The organism is Paraburkholderia susongensis (assembly GCF_900177725.1).
Taxonomy (GTDB): domain Bacteria; phylum Pseudomonadota; class Gammaproteobacteria; order Burkholderiales; family Burkholderiaceae; genus Paraburkholderia; species Paraburkholderia susongensis.
On the sequence record NZ_FXAT01000003.1, the window covers coordinates 696078 to 722659 of the forward strand.

At 63.8% G+C, this 26582-nt stretch carries 26 protein-coding genes, 2 pseudogenes and 1 riboswitch; of the genes and pseudogenes, 20 read left to right on the top strand and 8 right to left on the bottom strand.

Annotation, left to right across the window (positions count from 1 at the left end; genetic code table 11):
* Positions 1-19 precede the first annotated feature (19 nt).
* A riboswitch (S-adenosyl-L-homocysteine riboswitch) is annotated at positions 20-154 on the top strand.
* A 33-nt stretch (positions 155-187) separates the two neighbouring features.
* From ahcY to B9Z01_RS12245, 14 genes are all read left to right on the top strand, one after another.
* Positions 188-1606: an adenosylhomocysteinase gene (ahcY, locus tag B9Z01_RS12180; protein ID WP_085483211.1), complete on the top strand. Its 1419-nt coding sequence runs from the start codon at positions 188-190 to the stop codon at positions 1604-1606.
* A gap of 238 nt (positions 1607-1844) precedes the next feature.
* The gene (locus B9Z01_RS12185; RefSeq protein WP_085483213.1) at positions 1845-2198 is read left to right on the top strand and encodes a phage holin family protein; all 354 of its coding nucleotides are present in this window, start codon (positions 1845-1847) and stop codon (positions 2196-2198) included.
* A gap of 11 nt (positions 2199-2209) precedes the next feature.
* On the top strand, positions 2210-3040 hold the full coding sequence (gene metF / locus B9Z01_RS12190; protein ID WP_085483215.1) for a methylenetetrahydrofolate reductase [NAD(P)H]: 831 nt from the start codon (positions 2210-2212) through the stop codon (positions 3038-3040).
* 353 nt (positions 3041-3393) lie between these two features.
* Positions 3394-5052 (top strand): ABC transporter substrate-binding protein, encoded by a 1659-nt coding sequence (locus B9Z01_RS12195; RefSeq protein WP_085483217.1) that lies wholly within the window; start codon positions 3394-3396, stop codon positions 5050-5052.
* Positions 5053-5267: 215 nt separating this feature from the next.
* Entirely contained in the window at positions 5268-6899 is a 1632-nt protein-coding gene (locus B9Z01_RS12200) for an ABC transporter substrate-binding protein (protein WP_085483219.1), read from the top strand.
* 141 nt (positions 6900-7040) lie between these two features.
* Entirely contained in the window at positions 7041-8051 is a 1011-nt protein-coding gene (locus B9Z01_RS12205; protein WP_085483221.1) for an ABC transporter permease subunit, read from the top strand.
* Between the two features lie 85 nt (positions 8052-8136).
* Positions 8137-9054, top strand: a complete 918-nt coding sequence (locus B9Z01_RS12210; RefSeq protein WP_085483540.1) for an ABC transporter permease subunit — start codon at positions 8137-8139, stop codon at positions 9052-9054.
* A 2-nt stretch (positions 9055-9056) separates the two neighbouring features.
* Positions 9057-10064 (top strand): ABC transporter ATP-binding protein, encoded by a 1008-nt coding sequence (locus B9Z01_RS12215; RefSeq protein ID WP_085483223.1) that lies wholly within the window; start codon positions 9057-9059, stop codon positions 10062-10064.
* Positions 10061-11080: a peptide ABC transporter ATP-binding protein gene (locus B9Z01_RS12220; protein WP_085483225.1), complete on the top strand. Its 1020-nt coding sequence runs from the start codon at positions 10061-10063 to the stop codon at positions 11078-11080. Before B9Z01_RS12215 ends, B9Z01_RS12220 begins: the two co-directional genes overlap by 4 nt.
* Positions 11073-12458: a TraB/GumN family protein gene (locus B9Z01_RS12225; protein ID WP_338047366.1), complete on the top strand. Its 1386-nt coding sequence runs from the start codon at positions 11073-11075 to the stop codon at positions 12456-12458. Before B9Z01_RS12220 ends, B9Z01_RS12225 begins: the two co-directional genes overlap by 8 nt.
* A gap of 192 nt (positions 12459-12650) precedes the next feature.
* Positions 12651-13127, top strand: coding sequence for an Hcp family type VI secretion system effector (locus tag B9Z01_RS12230; protein WP_085483227.1), 477 nt, complete (start codon positions 12651-12653; stop codon positions 13125-13127).
* A gap of 4 nt (positions 13128-13131) precedes the next feature.
* Complete coding sequence (locus tag B9Z01_RS12235; protein ID WP_085483229.1) at positions 13132-13614, top strand: DUF2778 domain-containing protein; 483 nt, start codon at positions 13132-13134, stop codon at positions 13612-13614.
* Positions 13611-13889, top strand: coding sequence for a hypothetical protein (locus B9Z01_RS12240; RefSeq protein WP_085483231.1), 279 nt, complete (start codon positions 13611-13613; stop codon positions 13887-13889). The genes B9Z01_RS12235 and B9Z01_RS12240 overlap by 4 nt, the downstream gene beginning before the upstream one ends.
* A 38-nt stretch (positions 13890-13927) precedes the next feature.
* Positions 13928-14206, top strand: coding sequence for a hypothetical protein (locus B9Z01_RS12245; protein WP_143808897.1), 279 nt, complete (start codon positions 13928-13930; stop codon positions 14204-14206).
* A gap of 115 nt (positions 14207-14321) precedes the next feature.
* On the opposite strand, the gene B9Z01_RS12250 is transcribed toward B9Z01_RS12245, so the two are convergent.
* The 5 genes from B9Z01_RS12250 to pxpB form a co-directional block, all read right to left on the bottom strand.
* Complete coding sequence (locus B9Z01_RS12250; protein ID WP_085483235.1) at positions 14322-15278, bottom strand: DUF979 domain-containing protein; 957 nt, start codon at positions 15276-15278, stop codon at positions 14322-14324.
* Positions 15275-16027, bottom strand: a complete 753-nt coding sequence (locus B9Z01_RS12255; protein WP_085483237.1) for a DUF969 domain-containing protein — start codon at positions 16025-16027, stop codon at positions 15275-15277. Before B9Z01_RS12255 ends, B9Z01_RS12250 begins: the two co-directional genes overlap by 4 nt.
* Positions 16028-16151: 124 nt before the next feature.
* The gene (pxpA, locus tag B9Z01_RS12260; RefSeq protein ID WP_085483239.1) at positions 16152-16904 is read right to left on the bottom strand and encodes a 5-oxoprolinase subunit PxpA; all 753 of its coding nucleotides are present in this window, start codon (positions 16902-16904) and stop codon (positions 16152-16154) included.
* A 30-nt stretch (positions 16905-16934) separates the two neighbouring features.
* Positions 16935-17987: a 5-oxoprolinase subunit C family protein gene (locus B9Z01_RS12265; protein WP_085483241.1), complete on the bottom strand. Its 1053-nt coding sequence runs from the start codon at positions 17985-17987 to the stop codon at positions 16935-16937.
* Entirely contained in the window at positions 17984-18637 is a 654-nt protein-coding gene (pxpB, locus tag B9Z01_RS12270; RefSeq protein WP_085483243.1) for a 5-oxoprolinase subunit PxpB, read from the bottom strand. Before pxpB ends, B9Z01_RS12265 begins: the two co-directional genes overlap by 4 nt.
* A 202-nt stretch (positions 18638-18839) precedes the next feature.
* Here pxpB and B9Z01_RS12275 point away from each other — a divergent pair, with 202 nt between their 5' ends.
* Complete coding sequence (locus tag B9Z01_RS12275) at positions 18840-19352, top strand: winged helix DNA-binding protein (RefSeq protein WP_085483245.1); 513 nt, start codon at positions 18840-18842, stop codon at positions 19350-19352.
* Between the two features lie 81 nt (positions 19353-19433).
* Here the strand turns inward: B9Z01_RS12275 and B9Z01_RS12280 are convergent, their stop codons facing one another.
* Entirely contained in the window at positions 19434-20033 is a 600-nt protein-coding gene (locus tag B9Z01_RS12280) for a 5-formyltetrahydrofolate cyclo-ligase (protein ID WP_244195992.1), read from the bottom strand.
* Between the two features lie 20 nt (positions 20034-20053).
* On the opposite strand from B9Z01_RS12280, the gene B9Z01_RS12285 reads away from it, so the two are divergent.
* The 4 genes from B9Z01_RS12285 to B9Z01_RS12300 all read left to right on the top strand — a co-directional run bounded on the left by B9Z01_RS12285 (position 20054) and on the right by B9Z01_RS12300 (position 24989).
* Complete coding sequence (locus B9Z01_RS12285; protein WP_085483247.1) at positions 20054-22021, top strand: lytic transglycosylase domain-containing protein; 1968 nt, start codon at positions 20054-20056, stop codon at positions 22019-22021.
* 82 nt (positions 22022-22103) lie between these two features.
* On the top strand, positions 22104-23057 hold the full coding sequence (locus tag B9Z01_RS12290) for a complex I NDUFA9 subunit family protein (RefSeq protein ID WP_085483249.1): 954 nt from the start codon (positions 22104-22106) through the stop codon (positions 23055-23057).
* Positions 23058-23106: 49 nt separating this feature from the next.
* Positions 23107-23760: a glutathione S-transferase family protein gene (locus B9Z01_RS12295; RefSeq protein WP_085483251.1), complete on the top strand. Its 654-nt coding sequence runs from the start codon at positions 23107-23109 to the stop codon at positions 23758-23760.
* On the top strand, positions 23757-24989 hold the full coding sequence (locus tag B9Z01_RS12300) for a multifunctional CCA addition/repair protein (RefSeq protein WP_085483253.1): 1233 nt from the start codon (positions 23757-23759) through the stop codon (positions 24987-24989). Before B9Z01_RS12295 ends, B9Z01_RS12300 begins: the two co-directional genes overlap by 4 nt.
* A 149-nt stretch (positions 24990-25138) precedes the next feature.
* Here the strand turns inward: B9Z01_RS12300 and B9Z01_RS12305 are convergent.
* Positions 25139-25372: pseudogene (locus B9Z01_RS12305) on the bottom strand (IS110 family transposase); the annotation flags it as partial.
* A 176-nt stretch (positions 25373-25548) separates the two neighbouring features.
* Positions 25549-25806 carry a hypothetical protein gene (locus B9Z01_RS34820; protein WP_143808898.1) on the bottom strand — a complete coding sequence of 86 codons (258 nt, stop codon included), beginning with the start codon at positions 25804-25806 and terminating at the stop codon, positions 25549-25551.
* 249 nt (positions 25807-26055) lie between these two features.
* On the opposite strand from B9Z01_RS34820, the pseudogene B9Z01_RS36885 reads away from it, so the two are divergent.
* Positions 26056-26523: pseudogene (locus B9Z01_RS36885) on the top strand (ESPR-type extended signal peptide-containing protein); the annotation flags it as partial.
* Positions 26524-26582 lie beyond the last annotated feature (59 nt).

Below are 26582 nucleotides of genomic sequence, written 5' to 3' on the forward strand. Positions count from 1 at the left end.
TTTGCTACAATCGCCGTTCGTCTTCGAGGAGCGTTGCGACGGGTCCCGCGAATCCGCATTCGCCGGCCGCCCGCCAGGCTCGAAGGCTTCAATCGGAGGGCCCGGATGCGCATAGCGCTTTCCCATCCACCGCATCGAACCGCGCTCACGTCAAATTTCTAGTCAATTTCTTAGAAAGGAGGGCGTGATGAACGCCGCAGTGATCGATTCCCAGAACCAGGATTACGTTGTTGCCGATATGTCGCTGGCCGACTGGGGCCGCAAGGAACTCACGATTGCCGAGACCGAAATGCCCGGCCTCATGCAAACGCGTGAAGAGTACAAGGCGCAGCAGCCGCTGAAGGGCGCGCGCATCGCAGGTTCGCTGCACATGACGATCCAGACCGGCGTGCTGATCGAGACGCTGACCGCGCTCGGCGCCGACGTGCGCTGGGCTTCGTGCAACATCTTCTCGACCCAGGACCACGCCGCCGCCGCCATCGCGAAGGCCGGCACGCCCGTCTTCGCGTTCAAGGGCGAATCGCTCGACGAATACTGGGAGTTCTCGCACCGCATCTTCGAATGGCCGAACGGCGAGTTCGCGAACATGATCCTCGACGACGGCGGCGACGCAACGCTGCTGCTGATCCTCGGCTCGAAGGCCGAGAAAGACCGCTCGGTGATCGCCAAGCCGACCAACGAGGAAGAAGTCGCGCTGTACAAGTCGATCGCGAAGCACCTCGACGCGGATCCGGTGTGGTACTCGACGCGCCTCGCGCACATCAAGGGCGTGACCGAAGAAACCACGACCGGCGTGCACCGTCTGTACCAGATGGAAAAGGAAGGCCGCCTGCCGTTCCCGGCGATCAACGTCAACGACTCGGTCACGAAGTCGAAGTTCGACAACCTGTATGGCTGCCGCGAGTCGCTCGTCGACGGCATCAAGCGCGCGACCGACGTGATGATCGCAGGCAAGATCGCGGTCGTGGCCGGTTACGGCGACGTGGGCAAGGGCTGCGCGCAATCGCTGCGCGGTCTCGGCGCCACGGTGTGGGTCACCGAAATCGATCCGATCTGCGCGCTGCAGGCCGCGATGGAAGGCTACCGTGTCGTGACGATGGAATACGCGGCCGACAAGGCCGACATCTTCGTGACGGCCACCGGCAACTACCACGTGCTTAGCCACGACCACCTGAAGGCGATGCGCCATAACGCGATCGTCTGCAATATCGGCCACTTCGACTCGGAAATCGACGTCGCGTCGACCCGTCAGTACCAGTGGGAAAACATCAAGCCGCAAGTCGACCACATCATTTTCCCGGACGGCAAGCGCGTGATCCTGCTCGCCGAAGGCCGTCTCGTGAACCTCGGCTGCGCAACGGGCCACCCGTCGTTCGTGATGTCGAACTCGTTCACGAACCAGACGCTCGCGCAGATCGAACTGTTCACGCAGGGCAAGAAGTACGAGAACAAGGTGTACGTGCTGCCGAAGCATCTCGACGAGAAGGTCGCGCGCCTGCATCTGGCGCGCATCGGCGCGAACCTGACCGTGCTGTCGGACGAGCAGGCCGGCTACATCGGCGTCGACAAGAACGGCCCGTTCAAGCCGAACCACTACCGCTATTGAGTACGCGCGCACTTCGGTGCGTTCGGCTCATCAGGCACGCGGGCGGCTATGACAGCAGACGGTGTGATGGCTTGATGGCGTGACAAAAACAGGGCGGCGCGTCATGCGCCGCTTTGTTCACCCGCTTTATTCACCCCCGCTTTGTTCACCCATTTCGCTCGCCGGCCTCGTCTGCTCACTCGTTCGTTATGGCCGCCCTTTTTCATTCAACGGACATCCCGCCTACAAGGAGTGCTACATGACCGTGCTGCTCACCTGGCTCATCAACGCGCTGGCGCTGCTGATCATCACCTACCTCGTGCCGTCGATCCACATCCGCAGCTTCGGCACGGCCCTGATCGTCGCGATCGTGCTCGGCCTCATCAACGCGGTCCTGCGGCCGGTGCTGATTCTGCTGACGCTGCCCGTCACGATTCTCACGCTCGGGCTCTTCATTCTGGTGGTCAATGCGCTGTGCTTCTGGCTGTGCGCGTCGCTGTTGAAGGGTTTCGAAGTGTCGGGCTTCTGGTCGGCGTTCTTCGGCTCGATTCTGTACAGCATCGTTTCGTGGCTGCTGTCCGCGCTCATCTTCGGCAACCGCAGTCTCGCCTGACCTACTGAATCATGAATCCGATCGAACTTTCATTCGAATTCTTCCCGCCGAAAACCCAGGACGGCGTCGACAAGTTGCGCGCCACACGTGCGCAACTCGTGCCGCTCAAGCCGAAGTTCGTGTCCGTTACGTTCGGCGCGGGCGGCTCGACCCAACAGGGCACGCTCGACACCGTCATCGACATGGCGAAGGAAGGGCTCGAGGCAGCACCGCACCTGTCGTGCATCGGCTCGTCGAAAGAGAGCCTGCGCGCGATCCTCAACGAATACCGCGCGCATGGCATTCGCCACATCGTCGCGCTGCGCGGCGATCTGCCGTCCGGCATGGGCGAAGTCGGCGAGCTGCGCTATGCGTCGGAACTCGTGAGCTTCATCCGCGCCGAGTTCGGCGACTGGTTCTGGATCGAGGTGGCCGGCTACCCGGAATACCACCCGCAGGCGCGCTCGCCGCGCCACGATCTCGAGAACTTCGCGCGCAAGGTGAAGGCCGGCGCAAATTCGGCGATCACGCAGTATTTCTTCAACGCGGACGCGTATTTCCGTTTCGTCGACGATGCGCGCAAGCTCGGCGTCGACGTGCCGATCGTGCCCGGCATCATGCCGATCACGAACTTCTCGCAACTGATGCGTTTCTCCGAGATGTGCGGTGCTGAAGTGCCGCGCTGGGTCGCGCGTCAACTCGAGAGCTTCGGCGACGATCGCGAGTCGATTCGCGCATTCGGACTCGACGTGGTGACGGACCTGTGCCGGCGGCTCATCGACGCGAAGGTGCCGGGCCTGCACTTTTATACGCTGAACGCCGCCACGGCGACCAAGGCGATCTGCGAGCGGCTCGGCGTTTGAGTGGCGGGTTGGCCTTGGAGTATCAGCGCACCTGAAAAAACCGCGCGTCCGCAATGGCCGCGCGGCCTCGTGCGACCTCATCCCCGCATGCATCGAGGGCGCATCGCGCCAGTTAAGAACTCACCTAAATCGGCCGCGCTCAGCGGCTATCAACCGTGATCGACCGCCATCGACCGCGATCAAGCAGCAGTCACACCGCGGTCACACCGCATTCATCTCCCGCCAAAACCCCGCGCGGCGCGCGATTCGCGCCGGGATCCGTCCCGGACGGCGTGGTAAGTACCTGTTGAAGCTCATTTTTGTGCTGTCTATGATCGAATCGCAGCCAACCCGGCTGCTGTGCGGAGGACGATATGACAGTGACAAGAAAGACTGCGGCACAACGACTCTTTGCGCTTCGCCAGTTCTGCCTTCCCGCTCTCGCAGCATGCGCGTTCGTCGTAGCCAGCCTCGCGCCCGCCGCGACGCAAGCGGCCACGCTGCCGGACAAGACCCTCGTGTTCTGTTCCGAGGGCAGCCCGGCCGGCTTCGACACCGCGCAATACACGACGAGCGTCGAATTTACCGCCGGCTCGTACACGGTCTACAACCGGCTCGTCGAATTTGCACACGGCAGCACCGACATCGAGCCGGGCCTCGCCGAAAAGTGGGACGTCTCGCCGGACGGCCTCACCTACACGTTCCATCTGCGCCACGGCGTCAAATTCCAGACCACGTCGTTCTTCAAGCCGACGCGCGAATTCAACGCGGACGACGTCGTCTTCACCTACGAGCGCATGCTCGATCCCGAGAATCCGTTCCGCAAGGCCTATCCGGTCAGTTTTCCGTATTTCAACGACCTCGGCCTCGCGAAGAACATCGCGAAGATCGAGAAGGTCGATCCGTACACGGTGCGCTTCACGTTGAAGGAAGTCGACGCGCCGTTCCTGCAGCAGATCGCCATGCCGTTCGCGTCGATCCTCTCGGCTGAATATGCCGATCAGTTGCTGAAGGCGGGCAAGGCGTCCGATATCAACCAGTACCCCGTCGGCACCGGCCCGTTCATCTTCCGCAGCTATACGAAGGACGACACGATCCGCTTCGACGGCAATCCCGACTACTGGAAGCCGGGCATCGTGAAAGTGGGCAAGCTGATCTTCTCGATCACGGTCGATCCGGCCGTGCGCCTGCAAAAACTCAAACGCGGCGAATGCCAGGTGATGGCATATCCGCGCCCCGCCGACATCCCGACCGTGAAGGCGGACGCGTCGCTCGCGATGCCGAACGAAGTCGGCTTCAACCTCGGCTACATCGCTTACAACACCACCAAAAAGCCGCTCGACAACGTGCTCGTGCGCCGCGCGCTCGATATGTCGGTCAACAAGAAGGCGATCATCGAAGCGGTCTACCAGGGCGCGGGCCAGGCCGCGACCAACCCGATGCCACCGACGCAATGGGGCTACGACAAGAATCTGAAAGACGCGCCCTACGACGTCGAAAAGGCCAAAGCGCTGCTCAAGCAGGCGGGCTATCCGGACGGTTTCGAGCTGACGCTGTGGGCGATGCCGGTGCAGCGGCCGTACAACCCGAATGCGCGTCTGATGGCGGAAATGCTGCAGTCCGACTGGGCGAAGATCGGCGTCAAGGTGAATATCGCCACGTACGAGTGGGGCGAGTACATTCGCCGCGCGCATGCGGGCGAGCATCAAGCGATGCTGATTGGGTGGACCGGCGACTACGGCGATCCTGACAACTGGCTTGGCGTGCTGCTCGGCTGCGACGCGGTGAACGGCAGCAACTTCTCGAAGTGGTGCTACAAGCCCTACGACGATCTCATCAAGCAGGGCCGCAGCACCACCAACATGGCTGAGCGGACCAAGGCGTATACGCAGGCCCAGGAGATCTTCAAGGACCAGGTGCCGTTCACGCCGATCGCCCATTCCACCGTCTATCAGCCGATCAGCAAGGACGTGACGGGCTTCAAGATCGATCCGTTCGGACCGACCCAATTCCTGGGAGTCGGTCTCAAATGAGCGCCGGCGGCGCGTTTCTTGCGCCGTCCGCGCCGCATGACACCGCGGGCCGCCGCCGTGCCGCGCGCTGCGGCCCGCGGCGGCATGTGGCAAAAACGTTTGCCCGAAGTGTTTGCCATCGTCAACAGGGGGCGTTTCCTCCGCTTGGTGGTCGAGCCAAGCTCAAGTAATATCCCGCTACGCTGGCGCAAGCCGGCCCAGATCCTGGAGGAAACATGAAGCAAAACAATCTGTTGCGCGTCGCGCGTATGACAACGCTCGTCGCTGCCGCAGCGGCATCTCTCGTGGGCGCGACGAGCGCGCACGCCGCGGGGATTCCGAACAAGACGCTCGTTTACTGCTCAGAAGGCAGTCCTGCGGGTTTCGATCCGGCGCAATACACCACTGGCGTCGATTTCACGGCTAACACGTTCACCGTCTACAACCGCCTCGTCGAATTCGAACGCGGCGGCACGAAAGTCGAGCCGGGCCTTGCCGAAAAATGGGAAGTTTCGCCGGACGGCAAGACTTACACGTTCCATCTGCGTCACGGCGTGAAGTTCCAGACCACGTCGTACTTCAAGCCGACGCGCGACTTCAACGCGGACGATGTCGTGTTCACGTTCCAGCGCATGCTCGATCCGAACCAGCCGTTCCGCAAGGCGTACCCGGTGCAGTTTCCGTACTTCACCGACATGGGCCTCGACAAGCTGATCGAAAGCGTCCAGAAGGTCGACCCATACACGGTCAAGTTCACACTGAAGGAAGTCAACGCGCCGTTCATCCAGAATCTGGCGATGGAATACGCGTCGATTCTCTCGGCTGAATACACGGATCAGTTGCTGAAAGCCGGCAAGGCCGCCGACATCAACCAGTATCCGGTCGGCACCGGGCCGTTCATCTTCCGCAGCTACACGAAGGACGCGACGATCCGCTTCGACGGCAATCCTGATTACTGGAAGCCGAACGCGGTGAAGATCTCGAAGCTGATTTTCTCGATCACGCCGGACGCCGGCGTGCGCGTGCAGAAGCTCAAGCGCGACGAATGCCAGGTGATGAGCTATCCGCGTCCGGCCGACATCGCGCCGCTGAAGGCCGAGCCGAACATCGACATGCCGTCGCAGCCGGGCTTCAACCTGGGCTACCTCGCGTACAACGTGACGCACAAGCCGGTCGACAAGCTCGAAGTGCGCCAGGCGCTCGACATGGCGATCAACAAGAAGGCGATCATCGAATCGGTCTACCAGGGCGCAGGCCAGCTCGCGACCAACCCGATGCCGCCGACCCAATGGTCGTTCGTGAAGAACCTGCCGGCCGCGTCGTACGATCCGGCGAAGGCGAAGGATCTGCTCGCGAAGGCGGGTTATCCGAACGGCTTCGAGCTCACGCTGTGGGCGATGCCCGTGCAGCGCGCGTACAACCCGAATGCGCGTCTGATGGCGGAAATGATCCAGGCCGACTGGGCGAAGATCGGCGTGAAGGCGAAGATCGTCACGTATGAATGGGGCGAGTACATCAAGCGCGCGCACGCGGGCGAAGACGACACGATGCTGATCGGCTGGACCGGCGACAACGGCGATCCGGACAACTGGCTCGGCACGCTGCTCGGCTGCGAAGCGATCAACGGCAACAACTTCTCGAAGTGGTGCTACAAGCCGTTCGACGACCTGATCCAGAAGGGCCGCACGACCTCGGACGTGGCGACGCGCACGAAGGTGTACGGCGAAGCGCAGCAGATCTTCGCGCAGCAACTGCCGTTCTCGCCGATCGCCCACTCGACCGTCTATCAGCCGGTCAGCAAGAAGGTGGTCGACATGCGCATCGAACCGCTCGGCTACGCGCGCTTCGACGGCGTCAGCGTCAAGTAATCCGTAAAGTTCGCGCAGTACGCCGCAGTACAGTACGCTTTTCGCACGGTTAGAAAACTGGTCGAAATGGTCCGGCGACCGGGGTCACGAGCCCTCGTCGCCGGTTGCGTTTTTTCATCACCAGTACCATAGGAGCGAACCATGTTCCGCTTCGTTTTGCGCCGCATCGGCATGGTGATACCGACGTTCATCGGCATCACGATCCTCGCGTTCGCGCTGATTCACCTGATCCCAGGCGACCCCATCGAAGTGATGATGGGCGAGCGCGGTGTCGATCCGGCCATGCACGCTGCCGCGATGCACCGCCTCGGGCTCGACGAGCCGCTGCCGATGCAGTACATCCACTACATCGGCCGCGCGCTGCACGGCGACCTCGGCACCTCGATCATCACCAACACCAGCGTGATGGGCGAATTCCTCGCGCGCTTTCCCGCTACCGTCGAACTGTCGATCTGCGCGATGCTGTTCGCGCTCGTCGTCGGTCTGCCGGCGGGCGTGTTCGCGGCGCTTCGGCGCGGCACGGTGGTCGATCACGGCGTGATGGGCACCGCGCTCACCGGCTATTCGATGCCGATCTTCTGGTGGGGCTTGATCCTCATCATGGTGTTCTCGGTCAAGCTCGGCTGGACGCCGGTGTCGGGCCGCATCGCGGTCGAATACGACATTCCGCACGTGACCGGCTTCATGCTGATCGACTCGCTGATGTCCACCGACGAAGGCGCGTTCACGTCCGCGCTGAGTCACCTGATCCTGCCCGCGATCGTGCTCGGCACGATTCCGCTCGCGGTCGTCGCGCGCATGACGCGCTCGTCGATGCTCGAAGTGCTGCGCGAGGACTACATCCGCACCGCGCGCGCGAAGGGTTTGTCGCCGGCGCGCGTGATCGTCGTGCATGCGTTGCGCAATGCGCTGATTCCGGTTGTGACCGTGATCGGCTTGCAGGTCGGCACGCTGCTTGCTGGCGCGGTGCTGACCGAAACGCTGTTCTCGTGGCCGGGCATCGGCAAGTGGCTGATCGACGCGATCGGCCGGCGCGATTATCCGGTCGTGCAGGGCGGCATTCTGCTGATCGCGACGCTTGTGATCGTCGTGAACCTCGTCGTCGATCTGTTGTACGGCGTGTTGAACCCGCGCATTCGCCATACGAGGTAAACATGTACCCCCACGCTCACTTACGTTCGCTGCCCCCCGAGGGGGCGCATGCCTCCCTTGAGGCGGCTCTGCGGGAGGCATGACGATGGCTGACATCCAAAACACCGTCCCCCAATCGGTTACCCCGCCGAGCGGCCGCGCAATCGCGGCGCGCGAATTCTGGGCCAACTTCTCGCGCAACCGCGGCGCGGTCGGCGCGGGCATCGTCGTGCTCGTGCTGATCTTCGTCGCGATCTTCGCACCGTTGATCGCGCCGCACAGCCCGATCGAGCAATACCGCGATTCCGTGAAGATTCCGCCCGCGTGGCTCGACGGCGGCAACTGGAAGTTCATTCTCGGCACCGACGAAGCGGGCCGCGACATCCTCTCGCGTCTGATGTACGGCGCGCGGCTGTCGTTCTGGATCGGCTTCGTGTCGGTCGTGCTCGCGCTGATTCCGGGCGTCGTGCTCGGCCTCATCGCCGCGTTCTTCGAGAAGTGGGCCGACACGCCGATCATGCGCATCATGGACGTGCTGCTCGCGCTGCCGTCGCTGCTGCTCGCGGTCGCAGTGGTCGCGATCATCGGCCCCGGTCTGGTCAACACGATGCTCGCGATTGCGATCGTCGCGCTGCCGGGCTACGTGCGTCTCACGCGCGCGTCCGCCCAGGGCGAGTTGCAGAAGGAATACGTGACCGCTTCGCGCGTCGCGGGTGCGGGCACGCTGCGCCTGATGTTCTCGCAGGTGCTGCCGAACTGCACCGCGCCGCTCATCGTGCAGGCGACGCTCGGTTTTTCGTCGGCGATTCTCGACGCCGCCGCGCTCGGCTTTCTCGGCCTCGGCGTGCAACCGCCGTCGGCGGAGTGGGGCGCGATGCTCGCGTCGGCGCGCGATTACATCGACAGCGCATGGTGGATCGTCACGATGCCGGGCCTGTCCATCCTGATCTCGGTACTTGCGATCAACCTGCTCGGCGACGGGCTGCGCGACGCGCTCGACCCCAAACTGAAACGGATGGCGTGACCATGAGCAACAATCTACTGACCATCCGCAACCTCGCAGTCAACTTCGGCGGCCTGCCGGCGGTCGACCGCATCAATCTCGACGTCGCACCGGGCGAAGTGCTCGGCGTGGTCGGCGAATCGGGGTCGGGCAAGAGCGTGACGATGATGGCGCTGATGGGCCTGATCGACGCGCCGGGCAAGGTCACCGCCGACGAAATCACGTTCGACGGCAAGAACCTGCTGAACGCATCCGCGAAGGAACGCCGCAAGATCATCGGCAAGGACATCGCGATGGTGTTCCAGGATGCGCTCACGAGCCTGAACCCGAGCTACACGGTCGGCTATCAGATCAAGGAAGTGCTGAAGCTGCACGAGGGCTTGCGCGGCAGCGCGCTCGACCAGCGCGCGCTCGAACTGCTCGACCAGGTCGGCATTCCCGATGCGAAAAGCCGCATCACGTCGTTTCCGCATCAGATGTCGGGCGGCATGAACCAGCGCGTGATGATCGCGATGGCGATTGCCTGCAACCCGAAACTGCTGATCGCCGACGAGCCGACCACCGCGCTCGACGTGACGATCCAGGCGCAGATCATGGAGTTGCTGATGCGTCTGCAGAAAGAGCGCGGCATGGCGCTCGTGCTGATTTCGCACGATCTCGCCGTGGTCTCCGAGGTCGCGCAGCGCGTCGCGGTCATGTACGCTGGCGAAGTGATCGAAACGAACAAGGTGCCGGACATTTTCGCGGCGCCTCATCATCCGTATACGGAAGCGCTGCTTGCCGCGATTCCCGAGCACAACGTGGGCGCGGTGCGGCTCGCGGCGTTGCCGGGCATGGTGCCGGGCCGCGATGACCGGCCGCGAGGCTGTCTCTTCGCGCCGCGCTGCAAGTACGTGGCCGACGACTGCATGAAGGCGCGGCCCGCGCTCGCGCCGCTGCAAGGTCACGCGGAAGTCACGCGCGTGCGCTGCATCAAACCCCTGAACCTGAGCGGCGACGCCAACGTTCATACCCACGGAGGCGCGCGATGAACGCAGTACCCGAAACGCGGCGTCCGTCGAACCATGCGGGCGATCAGGTGCTCGTCGCCGAGCAGCTCGCGCGCTACTACACGGTCAAGCGCGGCATGTTCGCGCAAGGCACGGTGAAGGCGCTGAACGGCGTGTCGTTCGCGCTCGAGCGCGGCAAGACGCTCGCGGTAGTCGGCGAGTCCGGCTGCGGCAAGTCCACGCTCGCGCGTCAGCTCACGATGATCGAAACCCCGAGCGCGGGGCGTCTGCTGATCGACGGCGAGGACGTGGCCGGCGCGAATCACGAGAAGATCGCGGCGCTCAGGCGGCGCGTGCAGATGGTGTTCCAGAATCCGTTTGCGTCGCTCAATCCGCGCAAGACCGTCGAGCAGACGCTCGGCGAGCCGCTCGCGATCAACACCGCATTGAGCGCAACCGAACGCACCGAACGGATCGCGCAGATGATGCGCACGGTCGGCTTGCGGCCCGAGCATGCGAAGCGTTATCCGCATATGTTTTCGGGCGGCCAGCGTCAGCGTGTCGCGATTGCGCGCGCGATGATTCTCGATCCGCAGATCGTCGTCGCCGATGAACCGGTCTCCGCGCTCGACGTGTCGATCCAGGCGCAGATCCTGAACCTGTTCATGGATCTGCAGGATCAGTTCAAGACGAGCTATGTGTTCATCTCGCACAACCTGTCGGTGGTCGAGCATATCGCCGACGACGTGATGGTCATGTACTTCGGCGGCGTCGCGGAACTCGGCGACAAGAAGCGCATCTTCTCGAAGCCGCGCCATCCGTACACGCGCGCGCTGATGTCGGCGACACCGTCGATCTTCGAGGCGGACCGCACCATCAAGATCAAGCTGCAAGGCGAGATGCCGTCGCCGCTCAATCCGCCGTCGGGCTGCACGTTCCATCAGCGCTGCCCGTACGCGATCGAGCGCTGCCGCAGCGAGGAGCCGAAGCTGCGCGAGGTGGATGGCCGTCAGGTGTCGTGTCACCGTGCCGAGGAGGTGGGGGACGTGGATGCCTGATGCGGTGGCGGCGCGTCGTCTTGCGCGCCGCTTGCGTGAGGGCGGCCGCGCGGCTGCCTTCGCGCGGCGACGGGGAGCGCGTGCGCAAAATGGCGCCGCGCTCTTCGGTGCTTTTCCTGGTGTTTTCTTCGGTGTATTCGGCGTGCTTGCCGGTGCGTGCGTTGGTGTCTTCGGCATCTTCGGGGCGCTTGCCGGTGCGTGCGTCGGCGTTTTCGGCATCTTCGAAGCGCTTGCCGGTGCATGCGTCAGCGTTTTCGGCCTCTTCGGCGCACTTGCCCGCAGATGCGCCGGCGTCCTCGGCGCATTAGTCGACGCGCTATCCCGCGCTTCTTTACGCGCATTTTTCCCTGCCTTTTTCCCGCTAAGCTGCGCGCTGTATCTCGGCGCCGCCGCGCCCAACCTCGCCTATGCGGCCGGCGCCGCCGCGAATGCGCCAGCTCAGGCAGGCCGCCCGGCGGTGGCGGTGCCCGGTGCGTCACCGCCGCCCTCGGTTGCGCCGCCCGCTGTGCCCGGCACCACGGCGAGCGGCCCGGTGCGTGTGCAGCCTGCGCGTATGCCGTTCTATGTCGCGACGCGCGGCACCACCACGATCTACGTGCTCGGCACGCTGCATGTCGGCGATCCCGCAGACTATCCCGCGGGACAGCCATTCCGCGCGCCGATCCTCGCCGCGCTCGCCGCCTCGCCGACGCTCGCGCTCGAACTCTCGCCCGACGAACTGCTCGTCTCGCAAGACGACGTTTCGAAGTACGGCGTGTGCAAGCGCGACTGTCTGCCGGGCCTGCTGCCCGAGCCGTTGTGGCACAAGCTCGCGTTGCGTCTGCACGGCAATCCGGCCGCGCTCGATGCGATCAAGAAGATGCGGCCGTGGCTCGCGTCGCTCGTGGTCGAGACCTACGACTCGCTCTCCGCGGGCCTGCAAACCGAGTACGGCACAGAAGCGCAATTGCAGAACGTGTATCTGAAGACGCGCGGCAAGATTGTCGGACTCGAAACGCTCGCGCAGCAGATGCGCGCGTTCACGGGACTCACGCTCGCGCAGCAGCGCGAAATGCTCGCGCAGGATCTCGTGCAGACGCCCGCGCAGAACGTCGACGACGTGCGCGCGCTGCATCGGCTCTGGCAGGTCGGCGATGCCGATGCGATTGCCGCGTGGCAGGCCGCCAAATCGGAGAAGCTCGCGCGCGACAAGCGCATCTCCAATTCGATCGACAACCGGACCGTCTACGAGCGCAACCGCCGCTTCGTCACGCGGATGCTGCTGCTTGCCGCGCCGAACAAGCCACTGTTCGTCGCGATCGGCGCGCTGCATCTCGGTGGGCCGAAGGGCGTGCTGCAACTGTTGCGGCAGCACGGCTTCGTGGTCGAGCCGGGTTGAGGGGCCGGGGCTCGTTGGAAGCAATGGGCTCAGAATGTCTGCTGCACATCGCCCGCGAGGGCCGAAGCCCGCGCCAGATATTTAGCAATCCTTGACGCAATTCTCGGAAGATTCCTATTTGTCTCGCATCCTGATTCCGCTAACTTCGTCCAGCAATATTTCTCATTCGAATAACAGGACGGAGACTCACGGATGGTGCAGGACATCTTTATCAAGATCAACGGTATCGACGGCGAATCACAGGACGCGGCTCATCTCCACGAAATTGATGTAATCGGATGGCGTTGGCACGTTACGCAGCAATCGGCAATGCACTCCGGCTCAGGTGGTGGGGCCGCGAAAGCCACCGTTTCCGACCTCGAATTTACCCATCTGATGGACCGGGCAAGTCCGAATCTGGCGAAGTACTGCTTCTCCGGCGAGCATATTCCCCAAGCGAAGCTCACCATGCGAAAGGCCGGAGGTACTCCTCACGAGTACGCAAGAATCACGATGTACGACGTGATCGTCTCTCATGTGGAACCTGCGGGCGGTGGCCACGGTTGTCACGAACAGGTGCGGCTGTCATTTGCACGCATGAAGCATGAGTACATTTTGCAGAACGACCTGGGCGGAAGCGGCGGCACGGTCACGGCGCTCATCGACGTCAAGGCAAACAGACAGGGCTGATGAAATGCCAGTGTCCTGTACTTTCACATTGAATCGGCGTGCTATGTCGATGCTGGTTTGTCCGGGCTTTGGGAGTGTTGCTGCGTTTTCGGGTAACGGACGGTATGTCGATGATCCGGATTTCACGAACGTAGTAGAAGAGGGTGCCATTCCCAAAGGCGTTTATTACATCGTCGATCGGGAAAGCGGCGGACATCTGGGCTGGCTTCTGGATGCTGCCAAAGATTGGTGGGCGGCCACGCATCGCGCGCAGTGGTTTGCTCTGTATCGTGATGACGGAGCCATCGATGACTGGACGTTCGTAGAAGGCATAAAACGCGGCAACTTTCGCTTACACCCAGTCGGACGATTCGGGGCAAGCGACGGTTGCATTACGCTCCCATCCCGCGAGCAGTTCAAGACACTGCGTTCGTACCTGAAAGCACAGTCGCCTGCGTTCGTCCCCGGAACGGTGACCAGATACTACGGCACGGTAGAGGTGCAATGAAAAAGGCACTGATTTGTATCGCGCTCGCACTGTTGATGATGCTGCCGGTCACAATCGGGATCGTACGCATCCCGATTGTTGAGAAATGGCTTGCGAGTAGTGCGGGCTATGAGTTCTTTATTCCGCTTTTCAAAGCACTGGGTTCGATTGGCGGTGAAAGCAATATGGACATCATCTTCGCGGCGACGCTCGTTGTCGGGTTCGTCGTGTCGTTGGTGTTAGCCGCCGCGCTTTTGGCGATTGTCAGCCGTTTGCGTCATACGCACCGGCGTTGATGTGCTCACAGATGTTTAACAGGGAGATTCAAAGGGTAATGAAAAAAGCACTTATTTGTTTCGTGCTCGCACTGTTGATGACACTGCCCGTCGCAATCGGGATCGTACGCATCCCGGTTGTTGATGGATGGCTTAACAGTGACGCGAGCGATGGCTTCTTTAAACCGATTTTCATCGCACTGGATTCGCACGGCTGCGAAAGTAACTCGGACATTATCTTCGCGGCGACGCTCGTTGTCGGGTTCGTCGTGTCGCTGGCGTTAGTCGTTGCGTTTTGGGCAATTGTCAGCCGTTTACGTCGTACGCACCATCGTTAAGCCGACGTCGGTAATTCCCACTGCCAGGCACCACCCGCAAAGACCGGCGCCCGGCAGCTACGACAGCGAGACAGCGGAACAACGAAACAGCAAAACAACGCAGACCCCGCTACAGCTACAAAAACATCAAAAAATTCAACAGCAAAATATTGATGACAAGCAACGTCAGCGCGGTCGGAATCTGCACCTTGATTACCGCGTTCTTGTCCGGCAATTCGAGCAGCGCGACCGGCACCATGTTGAAGTTCGCGGCCATCGGCGTCATCAGCGTGCCGCAGTAGCCGGAGAACATGCCGATCGCCGCCATCACGGCCGGATTGCCGTGAAACACGTTGACGAGGATCGGCACGCCGACGCCGCCCGTCATCACCGGGAACGCGGCGAAGCCGTTACCCATCACCATCGTGAAAAGCGCCATGCCGATGCAGTACACCGCCACCGCGACGAAGCGGTAGTCGAGGCTGATGTACGCGGTGGTCACATGCGCGACCGCCTTGCCCACGCCCGCGTCGGAAAACACGAGCCCGAGCATGCCGAGCATCTGCGGCAGCACGGCGGCCCACGAGAGCGCATCGACGAGCCGGCGCGCTTCCTTCATCGACTGGCCGACCGTGTCGCGCGTCATCACGCAAGCAATCGCGAGCGCGATCACGCAGCCGATGCCGAAGCCGATCAGCGTGACGTTGGCCTTTTCGATCAGCGGCACGCCGCCGAACACGAGGTAGCTGGCCGCGAGCGTGACGATCACGGTGATGACCGGAATCGTCAGCGCGGGCACGAAGAGCTTGTTGCCGAGCCGCGCGGCGCTCGCCTTGCGCGCTTCGGGCGACAGCGTTTTCGGCTTCGCCGCCGTGACGCCGCCGAAGCCCGCGATCAGCGCCATCACGATCACCGCGATGCCGACCACGGCGGGCGGCAGCCGGTCGCCGATCAGGAAGATCAGCGCGTAGAGAATCCAGAACCCGCCCGCGGTGAGGCGGCGCGGATGCTCACGGTCCGTGACGATCATGCCGCCGACGATCAGCAGCACCACGCCGAGCAGCCAGAAAAGGTAGTTGATCGTGAAAGTCATGCTTCGTCTCCGGCGGCGGGTTGCGTGGCTGGCTTCGATGGGATGACGCCGCCCTGCGCGTTGCCGCGCAATTCGCGCTCGAGCCTGCGATCGAGCAGATAAAGCCGGAAGCCATGCACGATGAACGCGCTGATCGCGGTCGGAATGCCCCACACCGCGACGTGGATCGGCTCGATGACGATGCCCGCTTCCTTGAGGAAGGTCGTCATCAGCACGATCGCGCCGAACGCGACGAAGATGTCCTCGCCGAAGAAGAGCCCGACGTTGTCGGTCGCGGCGGCAAACGCGCGCAGCCGGAAGCGCACTGCATCGCTGATCTTGCCGAAGCGCGTTTCGGTCGCACCCTCGGCCATCGGCGCGATGAGCGGACGCACCATCTGCGGATGACCGCCGAGGCCGGTGAGGCCCACCGAGGCAGTCAGCTCGCGCACGAGCAGATAGACGATCAGGAGGCGCCCGGCGGTGGCCGCCTTGATGCCGCTGATCCACGTCTGGGCGCGCTCGCGCAGGCCGTGCCGTTCGAGCAGGCCGATCACGGCGAGCGGCAGAAGAATGATGAGCGGGATGTTGCGCGTCTTGATGAAGCCGGTGCCGATCAGCGCGAGGATTTTTTCAGGCGGGAATTGCGCGGCGAAGCCGGTGATGATCGCCGCGACGGCCACGATCAGCATCGGATTGAACCGCAATAAAAAGCCGACGATGATGACGGCCACGCCGATGAGCGGCCATAGACTGACGGTTGTTTGCATCAGGATCTCCTCCAAACAGGGTTTCAACCTCGCCGCGAGTGGCGGTGAGCGTAAACCGGCGCACGGGGTTCGCTGAGCCGGCTTGTTGCCGCGGCTCTGCGGCCGCGTTGACTGGCACTGCTTCTCAGACGCGCGCGGCGCTTGCCGCGTGAACCGCGATGCCGGCGGCGTCGAGCTCGCTGCGGATGCGCCGCGCGAACGCGAGCGCATGCGGGCCGTCGCCGTGCAGGCAGATGGTCTGCGCGTTGAGCGTCACCCAGTGGCCGTCCACGGCGCGCACGCGTTGTTCGCGGATCATCGCGAGCGTGCGTTCGAGCACTTCGTTTTCATCGTCGAGCAGCGCGCCGGGTTCCTTGCGCGGCACGAGCGAGCCGTCGGCGCGATAGCCGCGGTCGGCGAACACTTCTTCGATCGCGGTGAGGCCCGCGTTGCGCGCGGCGCTCACGAGTCCGCTGTTGGCGAGCGCGAACACCGCGACCGACGGATCGAAGTCGTGCACCGCCGAGACGATCGCATCGGCGATCTTCGCGTCGCGAGCAGCCTGGTTGTAGAGCGCACCGTGTGGCTTCACGTGCGCGATGCGCCCGCCCTCGGCCTGCGCGATCGCCGACAGCGCGCCGAGCTGGTACAGCACGCCCGCGTAGATTTCCTGCGCCGGCAGATCCATTTCCTTGCGGCCGAAGTTCTCTGGATCGTTGAAGCTCGGATGCGCGCCGATCGACACGCCTTTCTGCACGGCCCAGCGCACGCAGTCGCGCATGGCGTTGGGGCCGCCCGCGTGCCAGCCGCACGCGATATTGGCGGAACTCACGAGGTCGAGCAGCGCCTCGTCGGAGCCGCAGCCTTCGCCGAGGTCGGCGTTCAGATCGATTTCCATGGGGATTCCTCTACTCGGTTCTACTCGGTGTCAGAGCGCAGCGACCGCCGACCGGCGCACGCAGCGTTCTTCATGCATCGCGATCGCGGCATCGATCTGCCGCAGATACGAGCGTTCTTCCAACAAGGCCAGGCGCGCCTCGTAAGGCGTCGTCGGGATGAAACGGACGGCCGCGTTCAGGCGCACCTGCGCGAGCTTCCACAGATCGGCCTGGATCACCGCGCCGATCTTCGGATAGCCGCCGGTGGTCTGCGCGTCGCTCATCAGCACGATCGGCTGGCCGTTCGGCGGCACCTGGATCGTGCCGGGCAGCACCGCGTGCGACAGCAGATCGGTCTTCTGCGTGCGCTTCAGTTCGGTGCCGGCGAGCCGATAGCCCATGCGGTTGCTGTTCGGCGTGACGAGCCACTCGTCGGACCAGAACGATTGCTGCGCTGCTTCGGTGAAGCGGTCGTATTCGGGGCCGCGCAGCACGCGGATCGGCACGGCCCATGGCACGCCCGACGGATGCCGGCCGCGCCGCAGCGGCTCGTGGACCAGCACGAACTTGCACCAGGCGGGCGCCTTCACGCCGAACTCGGGCGCCTCGGGCGAGAAGCCCACGTGGCCGCGCTGCGGCGGCGCGCCGACCGGCAGGCGGTCGCCGTCGTGCAGGGCGCGGCCGCCGAGTCCGCCGAAATGGCCGGCGAGGTCGGTACTGCGCGAGCCGAGCATCGGCAGCACGTCGATGCCGCCCGCCACGCACACGTAACCGCGCATGCCGCGCTTCGCCGCGTTGAGCACGAGTTCCTGGCCGGCCTGCACGGGCAGGCTCCACCATGAATAGACCGGTTTGCCGTCGAGCGTCGCACCGAATTCGGTGCCGGTGATCGCGACGCGCGTCGCGCGCAGGAAGCGCAGCACGGTCGGGCCGAAGGTGATTTCGAGGCCGGCCGCGTCGGGCCGGTTGCCGACCAGCCGGTTGCCGACTTCGAGCGAGAGCCGGTCGAGCGCCCCGCCCATCGCGACGCCGAGATGCCGGTGGCCGTGGCGGCCGAGGTCCTGGATCGTGGTCAGAAGACCCGCGCGGATCACGTCGATCATGCGTGCATCCCCGCGATCGTGAAGCGCACCCGGTCGCCCGGTTGCAACAGCGTGGGCGGGCGGCGCGCGGGATCGAAAAGCGGCACTTCGGTGCGGCCGATCAACTGCCAGCCGCCCGGCGAGACGGCCGGATAAATGCCAGTCTGCTCGCCGCCGATGCCGACCGAGCCCGCCGGCACCTCGAGCCGCGGCGACGCGCGGCGCGGCGTGTGCAGCGCGGCTTCGAGGCCGCCCATATAGGCGAACCCCGGCTGGAAGCCGAGGAAAAAGACCACGTAGCTGCCGCTCGTATGACGCTCGACGACCTCGCGCATGGTCAGCCCCGTATGTTCGGCGACCGCCTGCAGATCGGGGCCGAACTTGCCGCCGTACTGCACCGGAATCTCGACGTCGCGGCCGGGCACGGCCGTTTTGCCCGCCGCGTTCCAGGCCGCGAGCAACTGCCCGGCAAGAGCCTCGGCGTCGGCTTCGAGCGGATCGAACACGAGCGTCAGATTGTTCATGCCGGGCACGACCTCCAGCACATGTGCCCAGTCGCGCGCGGCTTCGGCCGCGGCCCACACTCGCTGCTGGCATTCGAGCGTGGCGGGCGGCGGCGCTTCGCAGACGAGCGCGGTATCGCCGAGCGGGAAGATTCTTGGTTGGCTCATGGCTTGACAGCCCAGGTCGAGTCGGAGGAGGCCGGCATGGCGGTGCGTTGACGCATGCTCGGCACGGAATCGGCGATGATGTGAGGGTACATTATCAATAAAATATCAACGTTTTATCAATAAGCGTTTTCGCCAGGCTCGCCGGAAGCGAGGGCTCGTCGTACACTTTCGACACCTTTCCACCCCGTCCCGAGAACCTCGTATGGCGCGCCATCCCACCAAGATCGTTTCGTCGGAGCATCTCGTCTCCGAGACCAGCGCGGAACTGTCCGAACTCGAATATGCGCTCATCATGGCGGGCAATGCATTCAACCGCTGGATGGTGCGCTGCATGTCGGCGGCCGGCGACAAGGACATGACCGCGATCGAAGTGTCGCTGCTGCACCACGTGAGCCATCGCGAACGCCGCAAGAAGCTGGCGGACATCTGCTTCGTGCTGAACATCGAGGACACGCACGTCGCCACTTACGCGCTCAAGAAGCTCGTAGCTAGAGGGTATGTAAAAAGCGAAAAGACCGGCAAGGAAGTGTTCTTTTCGGCGACCGAGGCGGGCCGCGAGTTGTGTCTGAAGTATCGCGAGGTGCGCGAAAACTGCCTGATCTCGACGCTCAAGGAAAGCGGCCTGACCAACGAGCAGATCGGCGAGGCCGCGCAACTGATGCGCAACGCATCGGGGCTGTACGACACGGCCGCGCGGGCCGCGGCTTCCTTATAGCGGTGGCGTGACGGCGGGAACGTGGCGGGAAAGCGGCGAGGAAGCACCGCGCGCACGGCAGGGCGGTGCGCGCCCGTCGCCTCAGGCCGGCAAGCCCGGATGAAATCCCGCCTCGGTCACGATCAGATCGAGCGGAACGTCGTGTGCTTCGCGTTGCAACGCTTGTGTGCGGCACGCTTCGTAGGCGATGCCGACCGTGACCGGCTTCCTTGCCGCCGGCCAGCCGGCCAGCGTGCGATCGTAATAGCCGCCGCCGTAGCCGAGCCGGTAGCCGTCTGCGTCGAAACCGACACAGGGCACGAACAGCAACTCGGGCAGCACGATGCGCCCCGAGGTCGGTTCGGTGATCCGGTGATGGCCGATTCTCATCGGCATGTCGGGCGTCCATGCGTGAAACTCGAGCGGCATGCCACGTTCTTTAACGATTGGCAGACTCGCTTCATGCTCCGCGTTGGCCGCGAGCCAGATCGCAATCGCGCCGCGCGCGTCGAATTCGCCCGCAAGCGGCCAGTAGAAGCCCACGCTGTCCACTGCATAGTGCTTCAGCGCGTCGAGTACGCGCCGCCCGAGCGCGGCATTGCGCGCCGGCTCGGAAGCCGCTTGCAGACGGGCTTCCAGTAGCTTCCGACGCAACGCCTTTTTCGCTTCCGGCACAGGGTTGCATGCTATGCTTGGGTCCAATTCGCGCTCCAGAAACAACGATGTCAAAAAGCCTCTTTCGAGTATATCGCGCGGTCGGCATGGCGCTGGCCGCCGCGGCGCTCGTCGCGTGCAGCACGGCCTCGGCCGTCAAGCCCGTTCCGTTCTCGCAACTCACGAACGACGACCAGATCTTCGTCCAGCTTCGCGAAGCCGCACGCAATAACGACGCGGCGCGCGCGGCCCAGCTCGCGAGCATGATCCCGAATTACCCGGCACCGTCGTATCTGGAGTATTTCCAGATCAAGCCGCAGCTATTCGATTCGAGCGGCCATGCGCGCGTCGACGCGCCCGACGCGCCGGTGCTCGCGTTCCTGCAGAAGTACGACGGCCAGGCGATCGCCGATCGCCTGCGCAACGACTACCTGACCGTGCTCGGCACGCGCCACGACTGGCGCAACTTCGACCAGCAGTACGCGAAGTTCGTGCTCAACGACGACACGCAGGTGAAGTGCTACGCGCTCGAATCGCGCGCATCGCGCGGCGAAAACGTCGCCGACGCGGCACGCGCGCTGCTCGTCGATCCGAAATCGTACGGCGACGGCTGCGTCGATCTGATTACGGTGCTCGGCATGAACCGCCAGTTCAGCACCGACGATGTCTGGCAGCAGATCCGCCTCGCGTACGAGCAGAACTATACGAGCACGGGCAGCAAGCTCGTCGACGCGCTCGGCGACCAGGCGCCCGATCCGGTGCTGTTCAGCCAGGCGGTCAATACGCCGCCGCTCCTGCTCGCGCGCGGCGTCGGCGCCGATCCGCAAGCGCATCAACTGGCGCTGCTCGCGATCACGCGCATGGCGCGCAACGATCCGGCCATGGCGGCGGCCACCTTCGCGTCGGTCGCGCCGTCGCTGAATTCGCCCGAGCGCGCGATCGGCTGGGGCACGATCGGCTATCAGGGCGCGTTGAAGCAGATGCCGGCCGCGGTCGACTGGTACCGGCTGTCGGCGAACGCGCCACTGTCGAATCCCGCGTATGAATGGCGCACGCGCAGCGCGCTGCTCGCGGGCGACTGGAACATGGTGCGCTGGTCGATCGAGCAGATGCCCGAGACGCTGCGCAAGCAGCCGTCGTGGGTGTACTGGCATGGGCGCGCGCTGAAGCAGGCCGGCGACACGGCCACGGCGAGCCAGGAATTCGAATCGATCTCGCAGGGCTTCAACTTCTACGGCCAGCTCGCCGCGGAAGAGCTCGGCCAGAAAATCACCGTGCCGCCGAAGACCACGGTCACCGACGCCGAAGTCCAGCAGGCCGGCAACACGCCGGGCTTCGATCTCGCGCAGCGCTTCTACGCGCTCAATCTGCGGCTCGAAGGCAATCGCGAATGGAACTGGCCGCTGCGCAACATGACGGACCGGCAATTGCTCGCCGTCGCTGAATACGCGCGCCGCATCCAGCTTTACGACCGCACCGTCAACACCGCGGACCGCACGAAGAGCGAACATGATTTCTCGCTGCGCTATCTGTCGCCGTTCCGCGATATCGTCGAGCGCGACGCGCAATCGAGCGGGCTCGACGTGGAATGGGCATACGGGCTGATCCGCCAGGAGTCGCGCTTCATCATCAACGCGCGCTCGGAAGTCGGCGCGGGCGGTCTGATGCAGCTGATGCCGGGTACCGCGCAACTGGTCGCGAAAAAGATCGGCCTCGGCCCGATTTCACGCGAGCAGATGAACGACATCAACACCAACATCCTGCTCGGCACGAACTACCTGGCGATGATCTACAATCAGTTCGACGGGTCCGCCGTGCTGGCCACCGCCGGCTACAACGCAGGTCCTGGCCGTCCGCGCAACTGGCGGCAGTCATTGCAGCGCCCGGTCGAAGGCGCGATCTTCGCCGAGGCGATTCCGTTCCAGGAAACCCGCGACTACGTGAAAAACGTGCTGTCCAACACGGTCTACTACGCGGCATTGTTCGAAGGCCGTCCGCAATCGCTGAAGGCGCGTCTGGGTTACATCGCACCGTAAGCGCCGTGCCGCCGCGGTCTCGTTGCCGAGGCCGCGGCGCGCTTCTCCAGCCGTTGCCGCGGCTTCCAACAGGGAGTCGAAAATGCGACATCAAGCCATTGCGATCATCGGTGGGTCCGGGTTCATCGGCAGCCACCTCGTCAACGCGCTCGTCGACATGGGCAAAGACGTGCGCATCGCCACGCGGCGGCGTTACAACGCCCGCCATCTCACCATGCTGCCGATCGACGTGATCGAAACCGACGTGTTCGATCCGGTCCAGCTCGCGCGCTTCGTCGAAGGCGCCGATTGCGTAATCAACCTCATCGGCACGCTGCACGGCAAACGCGGCAAGCCCTATGGCGCGGAGTTCGCGCGCGCGCACGTCGAATTGCCCACGCGCATCGTGGCCGCGTGCGAAGGCAAGGGCGTGCATCGGCTCATTCATCTGAGCGCGCTCGGCGCTGATCTGAATGGCCCGAGCATGTATTCGCGCTCGAAGGCCGACGGCGAGAAAGCCGTGCATGCGGCGAACGTCGCGTGGACGATCTTCCGGCCGTCCGTGGTGTTCGGTCCCGCGGACCAGTTCCTCAACAAGTTCGCGTTCCTGCAGCGCGTGTTTCCGGTGATTCCGCTCGCCATGCCGGACGCGCAATTCCAGCCGGTCTATGTCGGCGACGTCGCGAAGGCGATCGTCAACGTGCTCGATCTCGACGCCGCCAGCGGCCACACCTACGAACTCGGCGGTCCGACCGTCTATACGCTCGAAGACCTCGTCACCTATTGCGGCGACGTGATCGGCCGGCACGCGCGCATCATCCGTCTGCCCGAGCCGCTTGCGCGCCTGCAGGCGCTGAGCTTCGAAATGGCACCCGGCGAGCCGGTGATTTCGCGCGACAATCTCGATTCGATGAAGGTCGACAACGTGCTGAGCGTGCCGCTTGCGCCCGAACTCGGCCTCGAGCCGACCAGCATCGAAGCGATCGCGCCGACGTATCTGACCGGTGCGTCCGCGCGCTCGCGCCTCGACGACTTCCGCGCGAGCGCCGGGCGCTGAAGCCTTTGCGCCGGTTTTTCGTTTCCCTCTCTCTTCTTTGATACCTCGCATGAAACTGCTCATTGGTGACAAGAACTACTCGTCATGGTCGATGCGTCCGTGGCTGCTGCTCACGCATTTCGGCATTCCGTTCGAAGAGGTGTTGATCCTCCTGTACGAAGCGGACACGAATGCGAAGGTCCTCGCCCAGGCGCCGCGCGGGCCGGGCAAGGTGCCGTGCCTGATCGACGACGCAGGGCAGGCCGTATGGGAGTCGCTCGCGATCGCCGAGACGCTCGCCGAGCGCTTCCCGCAGCACGCGCTATGGCCGCGCGACGCGGCGGCGCGCGCATATGCGCGCAGCGTCAGCGCCGAGATGCATTCGGGCTTCGGCGAATTGCGCTCGAACATGTGGATGAACATTCGCGCATCGTTCCCGGGCAAGAACGCGAAGCCGGGCGTGCTCGCCGATATCGCGCGGATCGAGGCAATCTGGGGCGATTGCCTGCAAAGCTATGGCGGCCCGTTCCTGTTCGGCGAATTCAGCATTGCCGATGCGATGTACGCGCCGGTCGCGATGCGCTTCAACACGTGGAAACCGGCGCTGTCGGCGACGACGTCGGCCTACGTCGAGCGGCTGACCGCATTGCCCGCGGTCAGCGCGTGGATCGACAGCGCGCGGCGCGAAACGCACGCCATTCCCTATCAAGACGTATGTCCATGAATATTTACGCAGTAGGCGGCGCGATCCGCGACGAACTGCTCGGCGTGCCGGTGCAGGACCGCGACTACGTGGTGGTTGGAGCGACGCCCGAGCAGATGGTGGCGCAAGGCTATCGCCCGGTGGGCAAGGACTTTCCGGTGTTCCTGCATCCGCAGACGCACGAGGAATACGCGCTCGCGCGCACCGAGCGCAAGACGGCGGCCGGCTATCACGGCTTCCAGTTTTTCTATGCGCCGGATGTCACGCTCGAAGAGGACCTTGCGCGCCGCGATCTGACGATCAACGCGATGGCGCGCGAAGTGCGCCCGGACGGCAAGCTGAGCGGCCCGGTCGTCGATCCGTTCAATGGCCAGGCCGATCTGCGGGCGCGCCTCTTTCGCCACGTCAGCGATGCGTTCCTCGAAGACCCGGTGCGGATTCTGCGCATCGCGCGCTTTGCGGCGCGCTTCGTCGATTTCACGGTTGCACCGGAGACGATGACGCTGATGCGCCAGATGGTCGCCGACGGCGAAGCCGATGCGCTCGTGGCCGAGCGCGTGTGGCAGGAAGTGTCGCGCGGACTGATGGAGAAACGGCCGTCGCGGATGTTCGCGGTGCTGCGCGACTGCGGCGCGCTGGCGCGGATTCTGCCCGAGGTCGATGCGCTCTTCGGCGTACCGCAGCGGGCCGACTATCACCCTGAGGTCGATACGGGCGTGCACGTGATGATGGTGCTCGACCATGCCGCGCAGCAGGGTTATACGCTGCCGGTGCGCTTCGCGGCGCTGACGCACGATCTCGGCAAGGCGACCACGCCCGAGGACGTGCTGCCGCGTCACATTGGCCACGAGGGGCGCAGCGTCGATCTGCTCAAACCCTTGTGCGAGCGGCTGCGCGTACCGAACGAGTGCCGCGACCTCGCGGTACTGGTGGCGCGCGAGCACGGCAATATTCATCGCGTGATGGAAATGGGTGCGGCTGCGCTCGTGCGGCTCTTCGAGCGCAGCGACGCGATCCGCAAGCCGGCGCGGTTTGCCGAGGCGTTGCAGGCGTGCGAGTCGGATGCGCGCGGGCGGCTCGGCTTCGAGACGCGCGATTATCCGCAGGCCGAGCGTCTGCGGGTCGCGCTCGTCGCCGCGCGCGGCGTGGATGCGGGCGCGGTCGCGAAGCGGCTCGCCGACGCGCCGGCCGGCATCAAGGGCGCGGTGCATCAGGAGCGCGTTCGCGCGGTGGAAGCGGCGATCGGCTAGGGAATGTCAGGTACTTTGAGTAATCGCTGCGACGTGTACAAGCTCCGCGCGGGTCCAACCCGCTTCACATCACCGTTGGCAGTGCGAAGTGATCGTTTCTACGTGCTTGTAAAGTTTCCGCTCATGTCTGTTGCCGCTTGAGCGACAGGTTAGTCAGTTGCCGGTTCGAGCTTGACGTCATCGCCATACTTCAATGAGGCCCACGCCAGTCTCGTATTCTTTGCGGCGATCGCGATGGCCGTCTTCCAGTAGCCTCGTCGCTCGACCAGGGTTCGGACCCGCCGGCTGAAGCGATCCTGCTTCTCGCCGAGACTGGCAATGACAGAACGGGCACCGTTGACCAGCGGGCCGCGCAGATAAGCGCCGCCTGCCTTCGTAATGCTGACTTCATCATGGCACTTCGCTGCCAACCCGCGGATTCCACCGCAGCCTCGGAACGAGGAAGTCCCTTTCATTCTCCAGGCGGATCAGTCATATGGTTCGAACGGAAGAAAACCCGCTCGAATCCGATCGGTCATGCAGGTATTGAATCGACCAGAAAAGGTTGGAAAGAGCGGTTTTAGAAGTGAAGCGTCGCGATATGGCGATCGGTGAGGATAAGTGCCGGGTTCGTGTGGATCGCGCCGCTCAGACCTTCGCCCTCCTGAGGCGCATCGCCATGAGCCTGCTGCGCCAAAAGCACCTCACTTGCACGTGAGCAAAAAACCATCGCCAGCAGGTCAGCACGAGCGATGTTGACCGCCCTAAAGTCCTTGCCTAGTAAGCGATGTGGTGATCTGGCGTGACACGCAATTGTCCTGATTCGATATTCGGACAAAGCCTATTTTCGTGCAGTCCCAAAAATATAGACTTGGAATCAGTTAAAGAGATCAGCGCAAGGCGATCTGGCTCTCGCGGAATTCAACAGTTATCGACCGACCGTCACCGGCTGTCCGGTGTTGGGGAGTGTGTGGCCGTCACGATTTTCTAGCGAGAAATTGCTGATCTGTCAGACAGGAATGGTTTCCACAAAATCAGTAATCCTAAGTTATCTAGATTAATTAATCTCTTGTAAAAGGAACGCATCATGAACAAGTCATATGTCAGCGTCTGGAATGAAGCGATTGGGTCGTGGGTCGCGGCCTCCGAGCATACGGTTGCGCGCGGCAAGCGAAGCAAGTCACGGGCAGTGGCTGGGGCGGTTGCCACTGTCGTTGTGCTGGCCGGGCTGTCGAGTGCGGCATCAGCCGGCATCATCGCCACGCCGGCTCAGGCGACAAACGGGCAGTATTCGGGAACATCGACGACTTCCGCTTCCGCTACGGGCGAGGAAGCGACAGCGGTTGGGTCGAAAGCGGCTGCATCGGCGCTGGGAACAACCGCGATTGGCGCGGCTAGCTTGGCGAACACACAGAACGCTACTGCGATTGGCATTCAGGCGACAGCGTCCGCGTCGGGGGCGGTCGCTCTGGGTTGGCATACGACTGCCTCCGGGAACCTCAGCACTGCGCTTGGCTCACAGGCGATTAGCGATGGAGCTCAGAGCGTGGCGCTCGGTTATTCTGCTAACGTGTCTGCTGCAGGGACCAACGGCCTCTCCATTGGTACCTTGAC